This window comes from Pseudomonas sp. FBCC-B1565, from assembly GCF_059133265.1.
Genome location: NZ_CP101438.1, coordinates 3,307,779 through 3,329,108, shown reverse-complemented (window position 1 = coordinate 3,329,108; position 21,330 = coordinate 3,307,779). Strand labels below are relative to the sequence as shown.

At 55.6% G+C, this 21,330-nt stretch carries 18 protein-coding genes and 1 pseudogene; 12 read left to right on the top strand and 7 right to left on the bottom strand.

From position 1 onward, the window contains the following. The 6 genes from dmpG to NL123_RS15675 all read left to right on the top strand — a co-directional run bounded on the left by dmpG (window position 1) and on the right by NL123_RS15675 (window position 5,862). Window positions 1–1,050: a 4-hydroxy-2-oxovalerate aldolase gene (gene dmpG, locus NL123_RS15700; protein WP_494358256.1), complete on the top strand. Its 1,050-nt coding sequence runs from the start codon at window positions 1–3 to the stop codon at window positions 1,048–1,050. 222 nt (window positions 1,051–1,272) lie between these two features. Next, window positions 1,273–2,379: a DUF1214 domain-containing protein gene (locus NL123_RS15695; RefSeq protein WP_494358255.1), complete on the top strand. Its 1,107-nt coding sequence runs from the start codon at window positions 1,273–1,275 to the stop codon at window positions 2,377–2,379. Between the two features lie 3 nt (window positions 2,380–2,382). Then, the gene (locus tag NL123_RS15690; protein WP_494358254.1) at window positions 2,383–3,570 is read left to right on the top strand and encodes a sulfotransferase family protein; all 1,188 of its coding nucleotides are present in this window, start codon (window positions 2,383–2,385) and stop codon (window positions 3,568–3,570) included. A 21-nt stretch (window positions 3,571–3,591) separates the two neighbouring features. Next, the gene (locus NL123_RS15685) at window positions 3,592–4,386 is read left to right on the top strand and encodes an SDR family oxidoreductase (RefSeq protein ID WP_494358253.1); all 795 of its coding nucleotides are present in this window, start codon (window positions 3,592–3,594) and stop codon (window positions 4,384–4,386) included. 20 nt (window positions 4,387–4,406) lie between these two features. After that, complete coding sequence (locus tag NL123_RS15680) at window positions 4,407–4,889, top strand: SRPBCC domain-containing protein (protein WP_494358252.1); 483 nt, start codon at window positions 4,407–4,409, stop codon at window positions 4,887–4,889. A gap of 10 nt (window positions 4,890–4,899) precedes the next feature. Further along, window positions 4,900–5,862 (top strand): hypothetical protein, encoded by a 963-nt coding sequence (locus NL123_RS15675; protein WP_494358251.1) that lies wholly within the window; start codon window positions 4,900–4,902, stop codon window positions 5,860–5,862. Between the two features lie 26 nt (window positions 5,863–5,888). On the opposite strand, the gene NL123_RS15670 is transcribed toward NL123_RS15675, so the two are convergent. Then, the gene (locus NL123_RS15670; protein ID WP_494358250.1) at window positions 5,889–7,058 is read right to left on the bottom strand and encodes a helix-turn-helix transcriptional regulator; all 1,170 of its coding nucleotides are present in this window, start codon (window positions 7,056–7,058) and stop codon (window positions 5,889–5,891) included. 346 nt (window positions 7,059–7,404) lie between these two features. Here NL123_RS15670 and NL123_RS15665 point away from each other — a divergent pair, with 346 nt between their 5' ends. The 4 genes from NL123_RS15665 to NL123_RS15650 all read left to right on the top strand — a co-directional run bounded on the left by NL123_RS15665 (window position 7,405) and on the right by NL123_RS15650 (window position 11,075). Further along, the gene (locus tag NL123_RS15665; RefSeq protein ID WP_494358249.1) at window positions 7,405–7,752 is read left to right on the top strand and encodes a VOC family protein; all 348 of its coding nucleotides are present in this window, start codon (window positions 7,405–7,407) and stop codon (window positions 7,750–7,752) included. A 55-nt stretch (window positions 7,753–7,807) separates the two neighbouring features. Further along, window positions 7,808–8,779 carry a flavin reductase gene (locus NL123_RS15660; RefSeq protein WP_494358248.1) on the top strand — a complete coding sequence of 324 codons (972 nt, stop codon included), beginning with the start codon at window positions 7,808–7,810 and terminating at the stop codon, window positions 8,777–8,779. Window positions 8,780–8,802: 23 nt separating this feature from the next. Further along, window positions 8,803–10,749, top strand: a complete 1,947-nt coding sequence (locus tag NL123_RS15655) for a pyrroloquinoline quinone-dependent dehydrogenase (RefSeq protein WP_494358247.1) — start codon at window positions 8,803–8,805, stop codon at window positions 10,747–10,749. Between the two features lie 125 nt (window positions 10,750–10,874). Next, window positions 10,875–11,075, top strand: coding sequence for a hypothetical protein (locus tag NL123_RS15650; protein ID WP_494358246.1), 201 nt, complete (start codon window positions 10,875–10,877; stop codon window positions 11,073–11,075). Between the two features lie 398 nt (window positions 11,076–11,473). On the opposite strand, the gene NL123_RS15645 is transcribed toward NL123_RS15650, so the two are convergent. Both NL123_RS15645 and NL123_RS15640 read right to left on the bottom strand, forming a co-directional pair. Continuing rightward, window positions 11,474–12,850 (bottom strand): DUF1329 domain-containing protein, encoded by a 1,377-nt coding sequence (locus tag NL123_RS15645; RefSeq protein WP_494358245.1) that lies wholly within the window; start codon window positions 12,848–12,850, stop codon window positions 11,474–11,476. A 21-nt stretch (window positions 12,851–12,871) separates the two neighbouring features. Then, entirely contained in the window at window positions 12,872–14,434 is a 1,563-nt protein-coding gene (locus tag NL123_RS15640; protein WP_494358244.1) for a DUF1302 domain-containing protein, read from the bottom strand. A gap of 208 nt (window positions 14,435–14,642) precedes the next feature. Between NL123_RS15640 and NL123_RS15635 the strand changes: the two are divergent. After that, window positions 14,643–15,797: pseudogene (locus tag NL123_RS15635) on the top strand (methyl-accepting chemotaxis protein); the annotation flags it as partial. A gap of 33 nt (window positions 15,798–15,830) precedes the next feature. Continuing rightward, on the top strand, window positions 15,831–16,703 hold the full coding sequence (locus NL123_RS15630; RefSeq protein WP_494358312.1) for a methyl-accepting chemotaxis protein: 873 nt from the start codon (window positions 15,831–15,833) through the stop codon (window positions 16,701–16,703). 58 nt (window positions 16,704–16,761) lie between these two features. Here the strand turns inward: NL123_RS15630 and NL123_RS15625 are convergent, their stop codons facing one another. The 4 genes from NL123_RS15625 to NL123_RS15610 all read right to left on the bottom strand — a co-directional run bounded on the left by NL123_RS15625 (window position 16,762) and on the right by NL123_RS15610 (window position 21,280). Further along, complete coding sequence (locus NL123_RS15625) at window positions 16,762–18,156, bottom strand: FAD/NAD(P)-binding protein (RefSeq protein WP_494358243.1); 1,395 nt, start codon at window positions 18,154–18,156, stop codon at window positions 16,762–16,764. Between the two features lie 69 nt (window positions 18,157–18,225). Further along, complete coding sequence (locus NL123_RS15620; protein ID WP_494358242.1) at window positions 18,226–18,690, bottom strand: nuclear transport factor 2 family protein; 465 nt, start codon at window positions 18,688–18,690, stop codon at window positions 18,226–18,228. Next, window positions 18,687–19,163, bottom strand: coding sequence for a nuclear transport factor 2 family protein (locus NL123_RS15615; protein ID WP_494358241.1), 477 nt, complete (start codon window positions 19,161–19,163; stop codon window positions 18,687–18,689). Before NL123_RS15615 ends, NL123_RS15620 begins: the two co-directional genes overlap by 4 nt. Window positions 19,164–19,192: 29 nt before the next feature. Further along, complete coding sequence (locus NL123_RS15610; RefSeq protein WP_494358240.1) at window positions 19,193–21,280, bottom strand: oxidoreductase; 2,088 nt, start codon at window positions 21,278–21,280, stop codon at window positions 19,193–19,195. Between the last annotated feature and the right edge of the window lie 50 nt (window positions 21,281–21,330).

The window sequence follows — 21,330 nt, the reverse complement described above, 5'->3', positions numbered from 1 at the left end:
ATGAACCTGCAAGGCAAGAAAATCATTCTGCACGACAACACGCTGCGCGACGGCATGCATCCCAAACGTCACCAGATCAGCCTTGAGCAAATGCGTGCGGTCGCCCGCGGCCTGGACGATGCCGGCATGCCGCTGCTGGAAGTCACCCACGGTGACGGCCTGGGCGGTGCGTCGGTGAACTACGGTTTCCCGGCCCATACAGACGAGCAGTACCTGAGCGCGGTGATTGGCGAGCTTAAGCACTCCAAGGCGTCAGCCCTGCTGCTGCCGGGCATTGGTACGGTCGATCACCTGCGCATGGCCAAAGATCTGGGCGTACATACCATCCGCATTGCCACCCATTGCACCGAGGCCGATGTCTCGGAACAACACATCGCCTTGGCTCGCAAACTGGAAATGGACACCGTGGGCTTTCTCATGATGGCGCACATGGTCAGCGGTGAGCAGTTGGTTACCCAGGCCAAACTGATGGAATCCTATGGCGCAAACTGCATCTATACCACTGACTCCGCAGGCTACATGCTTCCCGGGGACGTGACCGAACGTATTGGCGCACTGCGTGCCGCGCTCAAACCGGAAACCGAAATCGGTTTCCACGGCCACCACAACATGGCCATGGGGATTGCCAACTCGCTGGCCGCCATCGAAGCCGGCGCAGTACGTATAGACGGTTCGACCAATGGCCTGGGAGCTGGAGCGGGCAATACGCCGCTGGAAGTGTTCGTTGCCGTGTGCAATCGGATGGGCATCGAAACCGGCGTCGATCTTTACAAAATCATGGACGTTGCTGAAGACATCGTACTGCCGATGATGGACCACATGGTACGCATCGATCGCGACTCGCTGACGTTGGGCTATGCCGGGGTTTACTCGTCTTTCCTGTTGTTCGCCAAGCGTGCCGAAGCCAAGTACGGTGTCAGTGCTCGGGATATTCTGGTCGAGTTGGGCGCTCGCGGCATGGTGGGCGGTCAGGAAGACATGATCGAGGACACCGCCATGGACATGGCCCGTGCCCGCAACAAAGCACCAGCCAACGCCAAAAGCGCCTGACCTCCCCCGGACTCAGCGCCCCCACGCAGGCACTGAGTCCTCCCCGTTTTCTCCCTAATTGCCCTCTCCCCTTCGCCGCATTCCCGGGCAAGCGCGTCGAATGACGCATGAACCTGAAAACAATCCACTCCACCGCACAGATAGTTAGTCCGAAAGGACGATGAGCATACTTGACAGGTTTTCTACTCTGCGGACATACCAACCAGATTAGAGGAAGCCCGCGTGGTAGACCTGACAGAGGCAATGGGTGAACACGCCCAAACCTGGGCGTTGTACTGCGACACTCTCAAGCGCGCAGGTCTGCAACTTCAACGCAGGGAGGCGCCTCAAGACGACTTCAACCAGGCCGAAGGCATGCGTTATCTGAGTCGCTTGGCGCGCATCGGTCTGGAGATGTTTGTCGAGGCCGGTGACGAGCTATTCCCGACGTTTATGGTGCCGTCCCACGAGACCGCGAAGATCGGCGCCGATAACCCGGACATGGGGTACCTGGCCGCCCGTATCAACGGTCAATATACCTACAGGGTCAGTGGAACACGGGGAACAGCCACATCGATCAACTTCAGCACCAAGCGCGGAGGCTACGACAAGTCCGGCAAGCTGGAGCCCGGTGGTTTCATCGACAGCAACAGCCTGACGTTCGCAGAGGATGGCAGTTTCGAACTCCTCGTTAGTCAGCACCCGCAACCGGGCAACTGGCTAAAAATGGCTCCCGACAGCATCCAGTTATTGATACGACAAGTATTTCTTGATCGAGCCAACGAGAAGCCGGCCCAGCTGAAGATCGAACGCGTTGACGTCGATGGTAAACCGTTGCCGATCAGCCCCGAGAAGCTGAGTAATAACCTTGTTCAAGCAGCCCGTTTTGTCGAAAACACCGCAACCACCTTTGCCAATTGGGCGCAAAGCTACGAAAGGCACATTAACCAGCTGCCCCCCGCAGACCAGGCGCTCTGCCAATCCGTCGGTGGTGACCCTAATATTTTTTATTACCACTCGCGCTGGAAATTGACTGAAGACGAAGCCCTGGTCATTCATCTGGACCGTATTCCGGACTGTGAGTACTGGAACATCCAGGTCAATAACTACTGGATGGAATCGCTGGACTACCGCTACTTCCGAATCTCACTAAATCAGCACTCCGCCAGGCCAAACCCAGACGGTAGCGTAACGCTGGTGATCGCTCATCGTGATCCAGGCACCCCAAATTGGCTGGAAACCGCAGGCCATCACGACGGCACGCTGTGTTTCCGCTGGATTGGCGCAAAAGAACAGGTTCATCCCCGTACTCGCGTGATGCAACTCAACGAATGGCTACAAGGACTCTAAGACATGACGACCACCCTACCGCTGGATACCGACGCCCTGCTCGCTGAGGCGATTGCTCGCAATAACGGCCTAAACGATTTCGGCGACCCGAGCTTTCGTGAAGGTCTTGAGGTGCTGCTGGCCTCTATAAAAAAAGATGGCCAACTGAGCACTGTGGGCAGGCAAATGTTCGCTGAGCGCCTCGTCGAAAGCCTGGGCTCGCGCCTGGTGCTGGAAAGCTACGTGCGGCAATACCCTGAGATTCTCAACGAGGACATCGCAGATCCGGTGGTCATCGTTGGTCTGCCGCGCACTGGCACCACCATGCTGCACCGTGTTCTGGCGCGAGATCCCCGTTTTTACACACCTGCTTGGTGGGAAGTGCGTTACCCAGCCCCACTGGCTACTGCCGAGGCCGGAAAATCGGACCCTCGGATTGCCTTGGGCAAAGCGGAAGTCAAGATGATGATCGAGGCGATGCCGGAGTTGCTGACCATGCACCCTCTGGACGCCGAGTTATGTGATGAAGAAGTGGTGCTGATGGAGCACTCGTTTCTGAGTGCCATGTACGCCTATGCCAACGTCCCTGATTACACCGAATGGCTCGGCCGCCAGGATCAGACGCCTGCGTATGTGTACCTGAAGAAACAGTTGCAGTTCCTGCAATGGCAGAAGCGTCAACGCGGGGAAGTCGCGCAACGCTGGGTCCTGAAAGCACCGCACCATACCCATGCCATGGACACACTGTTCAAGGTATTCCCCGGCGTCAAAGTCATTCAGACCCATCGCGACCCGCTGGAAACCATTCCATCGATGAGCAGCTTTGCCTACACCATCTGGGGCGTCTACAGCGACAAGGCCGATCCTAAAAAAGCGGCCAGCATCTGGTCGGCGAAATTCGCCAAAGGTTTGCGCGATGCGCTGGCCGTGCGAGACAGCCAACCCCAGGATCGCTTTCTCGATGTCTGGTATCTGGACGCCGTCGCTCGTCCTCTCGAAGTCATCAAGCTCATCTATCCCTTCATCGGCGTCGAGTTGACACCGGAAGTCGAGCAACTGATGCAGCAATGGCTGTCGTCCAGCAGCCGGGATAAACGCGCACCACATGAATACTCCCTGGTGAAGATGGGATTGACCAAGGAACAGCTTGAACTCGATTTCGCCGCCTACCGTGAGCGTTACATCCTCCCGCGCCTGGAGAAGAGTGCGTAAACCTCGTCAAGGACTGCCAGCATGATTTTACAAAACAAAGTTGTAGTGATTTCGGGGATAGGTCCAGGTCTCGGCGTAAAACTGGCCATTGAGGCCGCCCGTGCCGGCGCGCGTGGCGTGGTATTGGCGGCGCGGAGCATGGCCAAGCTTGATGACGCGCAGTTGCGCATCAACGCTTTGCAACTGCCTTGTGAAGTGCTCAAAGTGCCGACCGATATTCTCGATCCCGGCCAATGTCGCAACTTGGTAGAGCAGACGGTCGCGCATTTCGGTCGTTTGGACTGCCTGGTCAATAGCGCCTACAACCCCGGCAACGTCATGGACAATTTGCAAAACGCCGGCACCCAGGGCTGGCAAGAAATTTTCCAGACCAACGTATTCGGCACCATGAATCTGGCGCTTGAGGCGGCCAAGCAGATGAAGCTCCAAGGCGGCGGCGCCATGGTAATGATCAACTCCCTGGTGACCCGCAAACCACTGGTCGGCCAGGGGGGGTACGCCGCGTCGAAAGGTGCCTTGGCCACCGCTGTGAAGTACCTGGCGCAGGAGTACGCACCGTTCGGCGTGCGGGTCAATACGGCAGCGATGGGTTGGATGTGGGGCACACCCGTTGAGCAATACATGCAACACCTCGAGCGAGAACAGGGCGTCAGCGTGCAAGAGCAGGTTTCGGCGGTGTCGGTCAATATCCCCATGGGGCATATCCCGACTGACGACGACTGCGCCAAGGGTGCGCTGTTCCTGGTATCCGACTATGCCAAGGCCATCACTGGCGCCTGGCTCGACATCAACGGCGGCGAGTTCATGGCGCCCTGAATCACTGTGGAGATGAACATATGAGCAAGGCTGAAAATATTGTCACATCCGTGGTGGTCGAGATTGAGGCGCCCGCTGAGTTGGTCTGGCAGATCCTGGTGGACCTCCCACAATACGATCGATGGAATTCGTTCACGGTAGCCGTTGAATCAAGCTTGGAAATAGGCGCCCCGGTCCATCTCTACATTCCGGACCCTGCCAAACCGGATAAGCGTTTTTGCGTCGTAGAGTATCTGGTTGCGTACGAACCAAACCTACTGCTGTCCTGGGAGCAACGACCGACCGCTGACTCCAAGGACGCTGCTCGCCGCGACCAGTACATTGAGAGCTTGGGCCCCGAACGCTGCCGGTACTTCACCACGGATATTTTTCTGGGCCTCAATGCTGACTCCATCATGCGAACCTTCGGGCCTTGGGTGAAACAAAACTTCGATGCCGTCGCCAACGGTCTGAAACAGCACGCTGAAGCGCTGCATTCCGCAAACAAAGCGGCAAACCGCTGAGGATTTCAGGATGAGTCTGATTTATGCTTTCAATGGCGACGCGGACGGGCTATGCGCGCTTCAGCAGTTACGCCTTGCCGATCCGAGGCAAGCGCAACTGGTCACCGGGGTCAAACGCGACATCAAGCTGCTCGATCGAGTCATTGCCGACGAAGGTGATGAAGTCATTGCCCTGGATATTTCCCTGGATACCAATCGTGCTGGCCTGACCAGGCTGCTCGACAGCGGAGCCTGCATTCGGTATTTCGACCATCACTTTGCGGGTGAACAACCCGATCATGAACGCTTCACATCGCATATCGATACGGCGGTCGACGTATGCACCAGCATTTTGGTCGATCGTTATCTGGGCGGTGCTTATCATGCCTGGGCCATTGCGGCAGCCTTTGGCGACAACCTGCCCAAAGTAGCCAACGCAATGGCGGCCGCGGCCGGCATCGACGCGAGCGCTCGAGCAATCCTGGAAAAGCTCGGCATCTACCTGAACTACAACGCCTATGGTGAGAGCGTCGAAGACTTGCACTTCGACCCGGCACTGCTGGCCGAGGAGATGCTTCCCTACAACGATCCACTTGATTTCGTCTGTAGTTCAAAAGCATTCGCCGCGCTCAGCACCGGTTACGAGGCCGATATGGAACAAGCTCGCCAGCTACAGCCCGTACGCCAGGGATCGGCCTCGTCAATTGTCGTGCTGCCGGACAAAGCCTGGGCTCGCCGGGCTATTGGGGTATTGGCCAACGAGCTGATGCAGGCTCAACCCGGCCACGCCATCGCCATTTTGTCGCCAAAATCCAGAGGCGGTTTCACCGTAAGCATCCGGGTACCTGCCAATAGCAGTTTGGGCGCCGATGAGTTCTGCAGAGCGTTCCCCACGGGTGGAGGCCGACGCGGGGCCGCCGGCATAAACGATTTACCCCATGCCGAATTCGATCGTTTTGCCGACCTTTTCGAAACACGGTTCACGGCCTCATAAGAGGCCGATATCTAGGACTGATCCAACTAATCGTTGTTGGGTGTAATGCTGCCCAACAGCAAACGTACGAGCGCTGTCTGACGCGTCACCCCTGTTTTGGAAAAGATCGAACGCAGATGCGCCCGCGCCGTATTCTTACGAATATTGAGGTCATCCGCCGCTTCTTCCAAGGTCATCCCGTCAGCCAGCAACAGGGCCAGCGCCGCTTCGGCGGGAGTCAGTTCGAACAGCGATTGAATCACATCGGGGGAAGCCTGGGATTTGTGCTCAGGATCGCGCAGGAACACCATCACCGCAGGCCGATGCCGCCCCTCCGACCATTCGCTCAAGGGTACCGAGCGTATTGCCACACCATATTTGGCTAATCCGGAGGGTCGGGTAATCGACATCGCCTGGGGGAGATTGGTCGCATTTTCCAGCGCTGTGCGAATGAACTGCTGAAGTGAACGATTTTCCGCCGAGTACTTGGCTTCCAATGTCCCGTTTGAAAGGTGAATACCGTCATGGGCACGAAGAATTTCATCGGCCACCTTGTTGGTTTTCATGATGGTTCCCGTCTCATCGAACACCACGGTACCCAACATCATGCGATCCACCGCACCGGCGTACAGGCGTCGTTCGGACTCGATGTGATCAAGTCGGGAATGGAGTTCGATAGAGCGCTTCAGATGTGGCAGCAACGCCTCACACACCGCACGATCCCTATCTGAAAACGGTTGCGATGCATGACTGCGACAGACGCGGAACCGGCACTCGGAACCATCTTTGGTATAGATATCGAACCCCAGCAGATAACGTATATCGTACGGTTCGACAAACTGTTTATAGAAGTCACTCGTATGCCAATCGCCGGCACCGATCATCTCTTCCACCGTTAGCACCTTGTCTGCCGGCAAGCCTACGAAGGGATCAAGGGTGAAAGCGGTGCGACTGGAGAATTTTCCTTGCTCCATGAAGGGCCCTTTGGGGCCGGCGTTGATAATCAGCGCATCATTTCGTTCCGAAGCAGGACGCAAGATCAACGTGACCCAATTTGCATCAAGCAGGTCGCGCAAAAAATTCAGTGAGCTTGCCCAGGGCAGCGTCTCCAGGGGGCCTTCGTAAATAAGTGAAATCAGCTCATTAAACTTAGCTGGAGCCATACGGCTACGTGAAAAAACGTCAGAGTTGGCCCCTCCATCAGGTAGTTCGCTCATGTCGGCAGATTCACAGGTGGGGGGGCAAACGTCACTGTGCAATACAGGTTCAGGCCAAACGAGTCTCATGCTTCTCTCCCCGCTTATTTTTATTGTGGAGTTCAACACATCGGTTGAAGAGGTACCGCCAAGATGTTTGGGATCCTACCTCTCAAATCCTATGAAAGGGAATGCTAGCCAAAATGTAGACGCCCTGCGCCCAGCGGCAATCGTTCATTTGGACGATGTGGTGCCAGGCGGTCAGAAAGGTGAAAAAGCGACAGTTACCTTGCAGGCTAGTCCCATCGGACGATGAATTCCAGCGAAGACCCCTTAGGCTAAGGTCATCGCCGCTGGAGTGAGTCCTATGAAGCTCAAAGCCCTGTTGTTACCCGTTGCAAACCTTGAATCAACCTTGGACCTGCTTCAGGACACACTTGGCCTGGCCCTTAAATTTCGTGACACCGATCGATATGCCGCCTTCCAGCCTGCGCCGCTGAGCCTCACGTTGGCCAGCAAAGCAGAGCGCATTATTGATAAACCTGCTTTGGTCATCGAGGTTGAGCACGATATTGAACTTGTCATCGAGCGTCTGGCCGCCACCGATGTCCTCGTTGTGCAACCGATCGAGAAAGGTCCCCATGAATGGCGCGCCGTTCTCGAACCGATCAATAGCGCATTCCAACTCGTCGTCACGCAAAAGCTGGCCAGTTGAAGCCCTTCCTTCGCACTCATCACTTTTGAAAAAAACAAGATCCGTGAGGCCTATCATGAACGCTAAAACCCAGTTCGATCCCCGCGAATTCCGCAGTGCGCTAGGTACATTCACCACGGGTGTCACCATCATTACTGCCAGTGCACCGGACGGCACACCTGTCGGCATCACCGCCAACAGCTTCAACTCGGTTTCACTCGATCCCCCTATGGTCTTGTGGAGCCTGGCCAAGTCTTCTCGCAACCTGCAGGCGTTCGAAACCAGCGAATACTGGGCCGTGCACATCCTCTCCGCTGAGCAGGAGGCCCTGTCGAACCGCTTCGCGAAAAGTGGCGAAGACAAGTTCAGCGGCGTCGACATCGTCCGCGGCCTGGGCGACGTGCCGTTACTTAATGGCTGCTGCACCCGCATGCAATGCAAGACGTCTTTTATGTATGAAGGCGGCGATCACATCATTTTCGTCGGAGAGGTCATCGAATTCGACCACCAGCCTGTTGCGCCACTGGTGTTTCAAGCGGGGAAATACGCTGTCGCAACGCGCAAAAGCGCTGCCTTGTCCATGGCGCAGGGTGCTGATGTGGACTCAAGCTTCAGCGAAGACTTCATTGGTTATCTCCTCGCACGCGCCCACTTCCAGTTCTACAGCCAGATCCGTCAACACGCGCTGGGTTATGGCCTGAACGATACTGAGTATTTTTTCTTGAGCGTGCTCAGCGTCAAGGATGGACGCAGCCTCGAAAAGCTCAACAGTCTGTTCTCCTACACGGGTTTCGAGGCCACCGAGCAAGTCCTTGAAGGGTTACGCGACAAGGGCTTCGTGCGGATCGAGGGCACCACCTGCTACCTCACGGACGTCGGCCGTGACTCGACCTTGCGTATCATCGCCGCAGCCAAAGCGCTGGAGGCAGACGTGCTCGACCGTTTCGGCTATTGGGAATCCGTCTCCCTGAAAAACCTGCTCAAGCAATTCATCATTCAAACCGACCCGGGCCTTGCACACCCTTGGGATGACAACAACGGCGCCTGAACACTTAAAACGAGATGCCGCGCATGGACCTTATTTTCGACCTGAGCGCCCGGCAGCGTCTGGCTATCGCGGGCCTGATGTTGCCGTTCGCGAGCATGACGCTTGCAGACGTTCCCGCGAACGACCAGTGGCCGCATTACGGACGCAGCCAATCGGGCACGCGCTTCGTGCCCGCCACCCAAATCGGTCCGGAAAACGTACAGAACCTTCAAGTGGCGTGGACGTACCAAACCGGTGACCTGGCAACGCAAGACCCAAAGAACCTGCCAGCGTTTGAAGCCACGCCGCTGAAAGTCGATGACAGCCTTTATTTCTGCACGCCACACAACATCATCATCGCCCTGGATGCTGACAGCGGCAAAGAGCGTTGGCGGTTCGACCCAAAAACTTATACCGCAGGACACTATCTTGTGACCTGCCGAGGCGTGGCTTATCACGCCGAGAACCCAGAAAACCAGACACCTTCAGCGTGCCCGACGCGAATTCTCGCGGCCACGCTGGATGGACGGTTGCTGGCGCTCAATGCCAAGACTGGCAAACCGTGTACCGACTTCGGTGTCAACGGCACCGTATCGCTGCTTGAGCGCCTGGGCAGCGTTACCCCTGGCTTCTATAGCGTTACCTCCCCGCCCACCGTTGTAGGTGACAGGGTGATCATTGGTGGCCTGGTGCTTGATAACCAATCTACAGATGTTCCGAGTGGGGTCGTCCGGGCTTTTGATGTCCACACAGGCAAGGAGATATGGGCTTGGGACTCCGGTGCCATCGAGGCCGATCAGCCTGACAAACCCTACACCCGAGGTTCAGCCAACGCCTGGTCAGTGTTCAGCGCAGACCCACAGCTAGGTTTGGTCTACATCCCAACCGGCAACCGCTCGCCAGATTACTTTGGTGCAGGACGCAGTCCAATAGAGGAGCGCTACACCAGCTCGGTTGTCGCACTGGAAGTGAATACTGGCAAAGTCCGCTGGGCTTTTCAGACCGTTCATCATGACCTCTGGGATTATGACGTCGCCTCTCAGCCAGTGTTGACAGAATTCAATGGGCTGCCCGCGCTGATCCAAGCCACCAAAACCGGCCAGTTGTTCGTTCTCGATCGCCGTACAGGCACGCCTCTGAGCAACGTGAGTGAACGCCCAGTACCTGGTGGGGCGGCCCTCGGAGACCATACTTCGCCCACGCAGCCGTTCTCGAGCGACATGCCGTCTCTGCACCCCACATCGTTAACGGAAGAGGATATTTGGGGATTAACGCCACTGGACCGCTTTTTTTGCCTTCGCGAGTTCCGACGTTACCGCCACGAAGGCATCTTCACGCCCCCTTCTCTGCAAGGCACAGTGAACTACCCTAGCAATCTTGGCGCCAGCAGCTGGGGCAGTGTCGCGGTGGACGAGCAGCGTCAGATCCTTATCGCCAACACCAACCGCATCGCCTCCATCGTCAAACTCATCCCCCGTGAAGAGTCCGATCAACAGCTAAAGGCAGGGATAGTCCAGTACAACCCCTCATTTGGCACCCCGTATGCGGTGCAGAATACGCCATTTCTTTCCGAGCTAGGCATACCTTGCACAGCACCTCCATGGGGCGTGTTGAGCGCCATCGACTTGAAGACCAAACAGCGCCTATGGGAGGTCCCCCTGGGCACAACCCAAGACAATGCCCCACTCGGAATTGCCCTGGAACTAGGGATGCCGAATCAAGGCGGGTCTATCGTCACGGCCAGTGGCCTGGTTTTCATTGCCGCGGCCACCGATAACTTTTTACGCGCTTTTGAGACTAAAACGGGCAAGGAACTTTGGAAGGCCCGACTTCCCGCAGGTGGTCAAGCCACGCCTATGAGCTACATCTCATCAAATGACGGACGCCAGTACCTGATCATCGCCGCTGGCGGGCACGCCCATATGGGCACCGCTTTGGGCGACTACGTCATCGCCTACGCATTGCCAAAATCCGGCTCTTCAAATGAATAGTCCATTTGGACGATTCAGGAAGAAACGGGCCGACGTAGCCTGTAGAAGAGGAAATTTGTAACAGATACGGCTAGACAAGAACCCTCAAAGAACCTTCACGATTGCTTTTGCAGACTGGAGTCAGCATGAAAACAAAAATAAGAACTGAGAACATGTTTGTCGTTTTGCTATCGATCACCGCGCTGGCGATGACCTTGACGCTCATCGAATCGCGTATCAACCGTCACCCCGGCAATAACTATGCGATCTGCAATTACGCAACCCCAGGCCCTGGTCAGCTGTGTATTATGCCTTCGCAAATAAATTTGACAGGTCTGTTCCAGTAAACCTGGCTGTTGCACCTTCCCTACTTGCTCGAATCAATCTTGTCTCTAAAAGGCCCTTTCACCTGTGAGAGGGTCTTGCCAATCTCCGCCTGTCCTCCCCCCAGCGCCGTTCTGTTGCTGCCTTGTATCAACACGTGATCCCAGCTGCCTTTTGAGCTTAGGTATTCTGGTGCAGCAGCCACACGAGACGGTTAGCTCGCTGATGACTCACGCGGGTCAACCCCCACACCCGACATTGCTCCCCAGCCCAACCAGGATAGTTTGAGCTATTCACCAGCGCCTGGAGCTAACCCTTTGGCCAAGCTTGCGGCGCCCTCATCCACCTCAGATACCCGCGCACAAAAAAGGCCCTCCACTATCGGAGAGCCTTCAGTTGTACCAGGGATGATCTCCAGAGTTTAGCGCCCTGCCCCACGCAACATGTCGGGAGAGAATTGCGACTCGTTGAGGCTACCGTCATCCACCAGCGTGACGGGTTTCTGTTCGGTCGTCAGGCGATCAGCAATATAAGATCCCGATACCAGGTCATGGTACACAGCCAGATGCGGCCAAGTAGTTTGAGCATCAAACGCATACACCGTGTGATTCATGACGGTGCGCCAGAACTGCCCACGGGCATCGTAGTTGTCCCCCATCAGCGGCACCCAAGTGTCCTCGTCGATGTACATGACGCGTTTGGGGTATAGATGCCGGAAACCCGGTTTCAGCTCAGCCTCGACAACCCATACCCGATGCAGTTCGAACCGCGTGTACGTTGGATTGATATGTCCTTTGTCCTTCAGCAAATCAGCGTATTTGAGTTTCGGATCGAGCAATTTGTACGTATTGTAAGGGACGTAAATTTCCCGCTTGCCAAGCATCTTCCAGTTGTAACGCTCGGGAGAGCCGTTGAAGACCTGCCCCTCGTCCAGCGTGATGTAGCCTCCGGGGCCAGGCTGGTCGAATCCGTAGTTTGGCAGTTGCCGGACACGACGAGTACCTGGGCTGTATTGCCAGACATCAAGAAAATCCGACTTATAGTTATAGGGCACCCGAGCATACGTCAGCGTTCCCTTGTCACGCTGAGGTACAAGTTTTTCGCCATAACTCCACGCAGCGGTCCCTGTCGTTTCCACTCGATTCTTGGGGTCGGCCTTGCTGAGCACTATTTTGTGAAACTCGCGCGCCCAGGAAATTCCGCCACCGGGGTTCACAACCGCAGTATCGAAGGTCCCAACCTCACGAGGAGAAGCAGCAGGTACTGTCATATTCCATACGAGTTCGAGACCGCTTTTTGGAATAGGAAAAGGGGAACTGCCGCTGGTGGCTTTTATACCCAACCCGTCGTCGACCAGCTCGGCCGTCACAGCATTCTTTTTCGAAACATCACAGATCCATTGCGGAAAAGCCCAGTCCCGATGCGATTGATAGACTGGCAAATTGAAAGTGTCCGGGTACTTTTTCAGCAGGGCTTTTTGTCCGTCGGTCAATCTGGCCGCGTACTGCTCCATATTGCTGGAGGTGATGACATAAAGCGGTTTTTCCTCCGCATAAGGGTCAGTGTAGGGAGTGCCAGTTCCTGCATAAGCAAGATTCGGAGGTTTACCAAGCCACTTGCCTGAATATTCAGGGATCGTCCCATCGGCATTGCCTGCCTTCTCCGCCCCCTGGCAGGTCAGTTCGTTGCCTAGCTTCGCCGCCTCCTCGGCAGGGACCTTGGCCCACACATTTGAGCTGATAAAGCACGTCATCGCCAAGGTACAAGCGGCCGCGCCTGCATAATATCTACTGAACATTTTTATACCCTCTTATACCGTTCAGAAACTGTATTTTGCATTAAGTGTGACAAAGTCTCGATCCGCCAACTGGCTTGCATCCTCGGCATCACCGAAAAACATGTTGTACTTAACTCCGATTTCCAAATTGTCGAGATAAATCAAACTGGATCCGATACTAAGGCGCTTGTCACCCTCATTAAGAAGCCCACTGCTTTGTATGACCCCGCTGCCTTTTACGCCTTGGTTCCAGGCAATTGGCACAGTCATATCCCATCCATCAAAGACACCCAGATAGCGATTGATGTAGGCGAAAGAATAGCCCCAGCCGGTACGAGTAGAAGAGGCTAGGCTCGTATTTTTGGTACTGGCCCCATACGGATTGCTGTCCAAGTCAATCAACTGCTGCGCCATCACTTCAGCCAACACAATAACTTGGTCAGACATAAAGTTGGGCCCAAACGAACCATACACGTTGGCTTGGGCTTGCAGCGCATCACCTCGAACTTGTTGCGGTAAACCGGCAGTGTTTACTTGAACCGGCAGGCCTTGATAGTAACCGACCTCCCCGCCCAAACTGTAATCACCCAAGCGCGTTGAAACGCTCATGGCAGTCGCTTTGATATCTTCAAAGTACTTCACATGATAGGAACTGCCAGAAGGGTCAAAAACGATTGAAGGCGTTTTACTGTGGTAATTGATGTGATAGAAGCCCAGTTCAGTGGACGGCGTGACTCGATACCGGGTGCCGAGACCCCATTGGCCGGAATCACGCGCATCCTCCGTTGACGTCCGCGGAATAGAAACCCCTGGCGCAAAGAACAACTTCTCGGAACCCGGGCCAATCACATCGGTGGAGAACAGATAGTCGCCCGTAGGAGACAGTTCAGTTGGGCGAAAGCGGAACTGTGAGTAAGCAACGAGCGACCAGTCCTGGGTAATGTTCCACTGGCCGGAAACTGCCTCTGCGCCAAGCAGGACATCCTTGGTTTCAACCCCGGGAATGTTGCTCTTGGACGCGTCCGCGCCATTTTGTCCACCGGAAATACCTGGGAAAAACACGTTCTCCCCCCAGGCGACCAAATGCTTACCCAGCTTTGCACTGAGCTTGCTTTCGCCCCCCAGATCCCATGCCCCATAGGCGTAGGCATCAAGCATAACGGTACGGCTACCGTCCCACTTGCGCGTCTGCGAACTGAACTCGTCGGCGTCACCATCATGATTCAATGTACTTTGCGAGTTGTTGTCAGTAGACCCTTTATAGACCGCGTCGTAAAACGTACTGCCACGCAGGAACAGGCCATAATTATCTTTATGCAAATCTGATTCGACCAGTAAACTCAGACGGTTGGTAGTCAAGCTGCCCCGGTCAAAATTTCGATCAGAATCATCAGCATTCAGTTGACTGAGGACTCTTCTGGATTGTTTCTCCGTGCGAACGCCAATACCGTAGTTGGCTGTCAGCGTGTAGTCCATGCTGACGCCATTATCAAAATTGATCGTCTCGCCCGCAAAACAGCTGATACTGGGTAACGCCAAGGAAACGAATGCCGCCGACATCGGTACCCGGGCCAGCGTACCAAGAACCTTTGGTGAAATTTTCATTTTGCTGCGTCCTCTTATTGTTGTTGATCGCAACGTGCGGTATCTACCTACTGCGAGTATTCCCTCCTACTCTTCAGTAACCTAAATTTTGCCATTCTCACGAACATCGTCTATTCGGACTATTCCGGAAAGTAAAAATACTGTCGGTCGGTTAGTCCATATGGACGAGGCGCACCAAAGCAGCAACTGATAATTTATCGATCGGGTAATGTTAATTTGGCCGATGCTATTGCAGGCCTCCTATAGAAAGTCGGCCTTTCTTGGATCCAGCTGCAACGCTAACACCGCTCATATCTTAAGAATAATAAGGAGCCTTCAAATGCTACTTGTTGCCGCTCGCGCCTGCGCCAACTTGGCTGTCGGTAAAAAGCTGTTGTTTGGATTTGGCATGGTGCTTGGATTGACGTTAACCGTCGCCGTCACCGGTTTATATGCAGTCAACGCTATTGTCCAGAGGCATACACGGGCGGTGCTGCTTACCCAAGTCAATACTGAAATCCTCCTGACACGCCAAGCAGAGAAAGACTTTGCTCTGACCCGAAATGCAGACTCAGCACAGGAGGTCAACACTCGTCTTGATAAGGCGACTCGTCAGCTCAACGACCTGAACGCAGTGGGCCCAGAGGATCCGAATCTAAAGAAAATGACTGATGCGGTTGTCAGCTATCGGCAACAATTCCAGGAATACGTTACGCAAGTGGCCAAGGCTCAGACTGCGCGTAATGTCATATCAGAAGATGCCAATGATGCGCGTCGGCAGTTCGAAGTCATTGAGCAGGACATGTATAACGCCGCTCGCGACGAACAATTGGCCAAAGACATATTGCGTGGTGGGGACCCTCTGTCGTTGGCCGAGAGCGCCTCAAAATTGAGCAAGTACATGCTCGACCTGCGCAGCAATGAAAGCCTCTTTATCATCGATGGGACGCAAGAGGCCTTGGACAGCTGGGGGCAGGTCAACGACGAGCTCCAAGCTCAGGCACGCAACCTCTCGGTCTGGCTGGGTGAGGACCAGATGCACGCACTCGACAGCGCGCTGGAAGCGCTGTTTCGCTATCAGCAAACCTTCGAAAATTACCATCAGGCACGTCTGGATAGCAAAGCCATCGAAGCCAGGTTGATCGAACGGGCACAAACTGTCACCGCGCTGAGTGGAGAGGCCCTGGCAACGGAAGAACAAGCCATGCACACCGATAGCCAGCAAGTCTTTGTCTTGCTCGCCGCCATGACGGCCTTTGCAATTGTGTTGGGTATCTGCGCCACGCTGATCATTTCCAGGTTGATTGTTACTCCCTTGCTGCAAACGGTTGCGTTCGCCCAGAAAGTCGCCGCGGGCGATCTGCGACAAAACCTGAACGTTGAGCGTACCGATGAACTTGGACAGCTGTTGACGGCCATGCAAGACATGATGCTCAGCCTACGGAATCTGATTGGGAACATTGATACAGGCGTAGGTCAAATCGCCAGTGCATCCGAAGCGCTATCGAGCATCACCGCGCAAACACGTGAAGGGGTATTGATACAGAAAACAGAGACAGAGAGCGCCGCCTCAGCCATCCAGCAGATGAGCATCACCGTTCAAGAGGTCGCCATTAACGCCGAACGCGCCTCTCGAGCCGCCTCTGAAGCAGACGAAGAGGCCCGTCATGGTGATCAGGTCGTGCGCGAAGCCGTCGCGCAAATCGATCATTTGTCTTTGGGGATCGAACACTCCGCTCAGGCAGTCCAGCAATTGCACCAAGAAAGCACCCAGATCAATACGGTGCTGGAGGTCATTCGCAGTGTTGCCGAACAAACCAACCTGCTGGCATTGAATGCCGCGATCGAGGCGGCTCGGGCCGGCGATCAGGGCCGTGGATTTGCTGTTGTGGCGGACGAGGTGCGCGCATTGGCCAGGCGCACCCAGCGTTCGACGCAAGAGATCGAGATACTGATCACCTCTCTCCAGCGAATGGCTCAGCAGGCGGTCGTTGAAATGGAAAGCAGTCGCAAGCTGACGCAGAGCACCGTCAGCCTCGCCGGCCAGGCCAGTTCGGCTCTGGGACGCATTACGCAGTCGGTCTTCATTATTAAACAGATGAATCAGCAGATCGCATCCTCAGGCGAGGAGCAAACCGCGGCGGCCGAATCTATCAGCACCTGCATGGTCCAGGTACGTGACATTGGGGACCAAAGCGCGTCCACAAGCGAAAAGACTGCCGTATCGAGCGCTCGTCTCGCAAGTTTGGGTGGGGAACTTCAAGGATTGCTGAAGCAATTCCATATCTGAGCGCCAGAAGGCTTATGCTTGGCGCTCCGATAGCTAGGCGCAGCACCCGTGCAAGATGTCACCCCACACGGTGCGACTGCACTGCGTCAACAACCAGCTTGCGAGCCAATTGCCACGCATGTTGACGTAGTTCAGGAACCGCAGTCGCCTCCCAGTAGTCGGCCTTGAGCATCGGGCCTATATAGCTCATCCATGGGATTGATCTACCCTCTCGATCTTTCACCGCTAGACTTGGATCAACACGCAAACCCAATCCGTCAGGATCGACACTGATCAGGCCATCTGCTTGCAGTTGTTTAATCAATCGGTCATCGACATGGCGCAGGTCTGAGTTCGGCCCGGTGCAATTAATCAATTGGGCCACCTCGATGTGTGTGAGCCGACGACTCCCACGTAGCTGAATACCTATACGCAACCCATGCTCACAGGATTCAAGCGTTTTAATGCGTCCCGCCATAGGCTTGAGTCGACCATCAGCCACCGCCGTTTGAAATGATTGAAAGGCGCTCGGAGCCACCCGATGACGATGGACGTCCCAATACGCTTGGGCATGACGAAGAAAACGTCTGCGCTCAGTTATCGCGAGGCGGTTCCACAGTGTTGCGGTATGAGGGCGCAACATTACAAACACATCACGCCAATTGACCCCATCCCCCTCCCCCAAACGAACCTGGCGCCGAATCTCTCGCATGTAGCTGCGCACCGTCGCTGGTCCTTCCAGCATTCTCTGGACCAGCTGATCATGAACGTGCGTATTCACCGGGCCAGCACGATGCGGCAGCGGTAACAGCCCTCGGCGTGACAACAAATAGATCGGCGCCTGAGGTGTTTGACGCTCAAGACTCAGCGCAACATCCATGGCGGTTAGACCGCTGCCCAATAGGAGCACGGATTGATTGGCAAAGTGTGATACCTGCCCCTCTACAGCCCATGGATCGCGTTGATAACGACCAGCGTCCAGGTCTGTGTCAATTCCTTTGGGATCAAGTGGCGCAAAGTGCCCGAATGCCAGTACCACATGCGCCGCTTCGATCAACCGGCCATCGGCCAACTCGACCTGAGCGCCTTGTTGGCGGGGTCGTAACGCCCAAGCTTCTCCTGCCAGACAGGTCAATGTACTTCCCGAGCGACATTGCTCCTGGGCGCTATTCAGAAGCGCAGCCAGATAATCGCCGTAACACTTGCGCGAGACGAAGTCAGCAGCACCGATCGAGGCATCATAGTTCTGACAGTAGCGCAAAAAATCTTGTGGATCATCGGCTAACGCACTCATATTTCCTGCAGGTACATTTAACCGATGATGTGGGCTGTTGGTTCCATAGGCGATACCCCGGGCCATGCCGCCAGTGCGGTTGACCATCACGATATGCAGGCCGACCGGGCTATGTCGTAGTAGTTGAACCGCCGTGGCCGTACCACTGAAACCCGCCCCGATGATAACGATAGTCTGCATGGGAGGCCTCCACGGTGGTGATCAAACTTGTTCGTTAAAACACATTGGGGTAACTGACTTGAGTCTGGCTCAGCGCCCCTGAGATTCTACGAACAGTCGAGTAATACGGCAGGAATGGATCTGCCAACGCCCGTCGACACGTCGATATTCGTCATGATAGTGGCCATAACCCTGCAGGAATCTCAGAGGCGAGTCCGACTCTTCAGACCAGTGCAAAACATCTTCCACCGCCCAGATGCCAACCGCCGAATCCTGACTGATTATCTCGATTTCAGGCATATGCCCATGGTGCATGGTGGTCACTCCAGCCAGTGCCTCACGTAAAAAGGCGATGATATTCGCCCGGCCCTCGGACAGCGCCTTGGGGTCGTGCTGGAGGCCGCTCGCATCGCGCATGTCGAAGCGTGCGTCTTGCGTAAACAGATCAGCGAGCACCAACCAATCCTGGCTATCTACACACCGGAAATAGCTGGCTTTCAGGCGCTTGATCTGCTCAATGGACAGCAGCTGGTCCAAGGTCTGCGCCGTGTTCATTTCGGCTCCTCCGGATCGGCGTACACAGGCTTGGTGAAATCGTCGAGCAAGGCCTCCTTGATGATTAGCGGGTTCACGTACTCGCGCCAGTACACGATCTTGTCGTCCACAAACCGGAAAATACTCAGATAGAAATTCGAATACGGTTTGTTGGTGGGATGGTAAAAAGTGTGAGAGCTGTATTCGGCAATCAGCGTATTGGGATCGAGCAAATCATGCATCGATTCGATCTCATACGCATAAGGGTCAAAAGGCGACGTACCCCGCTCAATCAGTGTACGTAATGCGCGATTACCAACCAGGCTCGAGGGCATGTTCGGCACCGGGCGATAAGGCCATTCCTGAAGCATATCCGGCGCAAGGCAAGCCTCGAACTCGTCGAACTCCTTCCGTCCAAGGTGGCCCAACATGCGTACGAACAACGCTTTATTTTTATCGCGAACGGCTTGATCGCTTGAAGGCGAGATACTCATCGTTCAACTCCCAAATATTGGCGAAAATCTCAGAGTGCGCGGCCGACGGCGTTGCCCGTACGGATCGCACCCTCGATATAACCCAGCTCCTGAGCATCACCGATGCAGTGCACGTCAGCGCACTCGGCTTCAAGGCTCCTGGACAGCTTTTCTCCGCTCGGCTTGGCGCCCAGCGCCATGATGACGGTATCGGCCTTACGCGATTGCACCTGTCCGGTGGCCGTACGGTAAACCACCCGATCAGGTTTGATCTCAAGCAGATCGCTGGAATACAGAAGCGTTACTTTCAGCTTGCGGAGGGTGTCCATCAGGCGCCAGCGGCGAACCATCATCAGCTCTTTACCGAAGCTGACGCCTGGCTCGATGACTGTAACCTTGCGTCCACGCTCGGCGAGGAACTCGGCCAGCTCGACACCCACTAACCCACCACCATAAATCACCACATGTTTGCCAAGCGGTAGCCAGTACTCGCTCATATGGCTGATGGTTGCTGCGTTATTGAGAAAGCCCAGGGTCCTGCCGGCAGTGATCAGCAAGCGAACATAGGCTGGCAGCTTGCGGGCGAGTTCCGGTCCGTACTGGCCGGTCACCATGGCGCGCATTTCATCGCCACTGAATACATGGGGCAGTTTGGATCCGGGTAAATCGATCAAGCTGCGGGTGGCGCCTGTCGCGACCACCACCGCATCGGGTTGCATCTGCCTGACCAATTCAGGGGTGACGGTGCAGTTCAAATGCACCGACACTTTGAGTTCGCTCATCTGCCGGGCAAGGTACTCAATCAGTTTGCCGTTCTCGGGATAGACAATGGACGAGAAAAACACGGTTCCGCCAAGACGCTTGGAGGCCTCATACAGCTGTACCTCGTGTCCTCGCAACGTTGCGACTCGCGCCACTTCCATGCCGGCCGGACCGCCACCCACCACCAGTATTCGCTTGCGCGGGCCGTCAATAGGCATGATCGGTGCGGTATTTTCAAAGCCGGTCTGGGCATTGACCGCGCAGCGCACATGGGTCCCCAGAAATATCTGGCTGATACAGGTGTAGCAATAGATACACGGGCGAACCAGCTCCGGGCGGTTGAGTGCAAGTTTGTTCGGCAACTCAGGGTCGGCCAGGAGCTTGCGCGCCATGGTGATGAAGTCCAGCTTGCCTTCACCGATCAATCGATCGCCGACTTCCGGTTCGATGCGCCCGGGGCAAATCACGGGAATGTTGACCGCAGCCTTGATTGCCGCGGCATTTTTGACGAAGTAGCCGGGAAAATGCGTGGCATGGCCTTCGGTGAAACTGATGCCTTTACTTTTATCCGCGTTCGCCGTCACATGGATCGCATCGGCGCCAGCCTGCTCTCCAAGGCGGGCCACTGCGATAGCATCTTCCAGGGTGATACCGTCATCCATCAGGAACTCTTGAGAATCGAGACGGAACCACACCGGGTACTCTGCGCCGACGGTACTCTTGATCCGCTTGATGACCTCGATCAACAGCCGTGCGCGATTCTCCAACGAGCCACCCCAACGGTCATCGCGCTTGTTACTCGAGGGAGACAAAAAACCAGACAGCAAGTAACCATGTCCTGCGTGGATCTCAACACCATCCATACCCGCAGCCTTGGCTCGACGCGCAGCCTGTGCGAAACAGTCGATTACCCACTCCAGATCTTCTTCTGTAGCCACCTGATGAGTGATCACCACGCCGGGCTTGAAAAAGGCCTCGAACATCTCCTTGTTTTCTTCCGGGGTCAGATCAACAGGCCAGTCAAACGCTTTATCGGTCGGTGTCGACGGCACCAGCAACGGCAATCCACGCAACGGCTCATTCACCGCGATGGCGCCGGCATGCTGCAGCTGCATGGCAATTTTTCCGCCGTGAGCGTGCACCGCGTCGGCCACGGCCTTAAGCCCTGGAATGAAGTGGTCCTCGGAGATCGCCACCTGCATTTGATTACCTGAGCCACGCGGCCACGCCACCCCCGTGGAACCCATGATGACCATGGCTGCGCCACCTTTGGCACGCGCTTCGTAATAACGCACGATGCGCTCGCCGCAGAAGCCTTCAGGCTCTGCCAGGTTCGACCCCATCGGTGACATGATGATCCGGTTGCGTAGGGTCATAGACCCGATCGACCCCGGGGACATGAGATGGCTAAAGCCACTGGACATAC

Bases quoted from the DNA above. Each gene is read 5' to 3' on its own strand.
- dmpG (WP_494358256.1), top strand. From the start codon at position 1: ATGAACCTGCAAGGCAAGAAAATCATTCTGCACGACAACACGCTGCGC.
- NL123_RS15690 (WP_494358254.1), top strand. From the start codon at position 2,383: ATGACGACCACCCTACCGCTGGATACCGACGCCCTGCTCGCTGAGGCG.
- NL123_RS15685 (WP_494358253.1), top strand. From the start codon at position 3,592: ATGATTTTACAAAACAAAGTTGTAGTGATTTCGGGGATAGGTCCAGGT.
- NL123_RS15680 (WP_494358252.1), top strand. From the start codon at position 4,407: ATGAGCAAGGCTGAAAATATTGTCACATCCGTGGTGGTCGAGATTGAG.
- NL123_RS15675 (WP_494358251.1), top strand. From the start codon at position 4,900: ATGAGTCTGATTTATGCTTTCAATGGCGACGCGGACGGGCTATGCGCG.
- NL123_RS15670 (WP_494358250.1), bottom strand. From the start codon at position 7,058: ATGAGCGAACTACCTGATGGAGGGGCCAACTCTGACGTTTTTTCACGT.
- NL123_RS15665 (WP_494358249.1), top strand. From the start codon at position 7,405: ATGAAGCTCAAAGCCCTGTTGTTACCCGTTGCAAACCTTGAATCAACC.
- NL123_RS15660 (WP_494358248.1), top strand. From the start codon at position 7,808: ATGAACGCTAAAACCCAGTTCGATCCCCGCGAATTCCGCAGTGCGCTA.
- NL123_RS15655 (WP_494358247.1), top strand. From the start codon at position 8,803: ATGGACCTTATTTTCGACCTGAGCGCCCGGCAGCGTCTGGCTATCGCG.
- NL123_RS15650 (WP_494358246.1), top strand. From the start codon at position 10,875: ATGAAAACAAAAATAAGAACTGAGAACATGTTTGTCGTTTTGCTATCG.
- NL123_RS15645 (WP_494358245.1), bottom strand. From the start codon at position 12,850: ATGTTCAGTAGATATTATGCAGGCGCGGCCGCTTGTACCTTGGCGATG.
- NL123_RS15640 (WP_494358244.1), bottom strand. From the start codon at position 14,434: ATGAAAATTTCACCAAAGGTTCTTGGTACGCTGGCCCGGGTACCGATG.
- NL123_RS15630 (WP_494358312.1), top strand. From the start codon at position 15,831: ATGCAAGACATGATGCTCAGCCTACGGAATCTGATTGGGAACATTGAT.
- NL123_RS15625 (WP_494358243.1), bottom strand. From the start codon at position 18,156: ATGCAGACTATCGTTATCATCGGGGCGGGTTTCAGTGGTACGGCCACG.
- NL123_RS15620 (WP_494358242.1), bottom strand. From the start codon at position 18,690: ATGAACACGGCGCAGACCTTGGACCAGCTGCTGTCCATTGAGCAGATC.
- NL123_RS15615 (WP_494358241.1), bottom strand. From the start codon at position 19,163: ATGAGTATCTCGCCTTCAAGCGATCAAGCCGTTCGCGATAAAAATAAA.
- NL123_RS15610 (WP_494358240.1), bottom strand. From the start codon at position 21,280: ATGACCCTACGCAACCGGATCATCATGTCACCGATGGGGTCGAACCTG.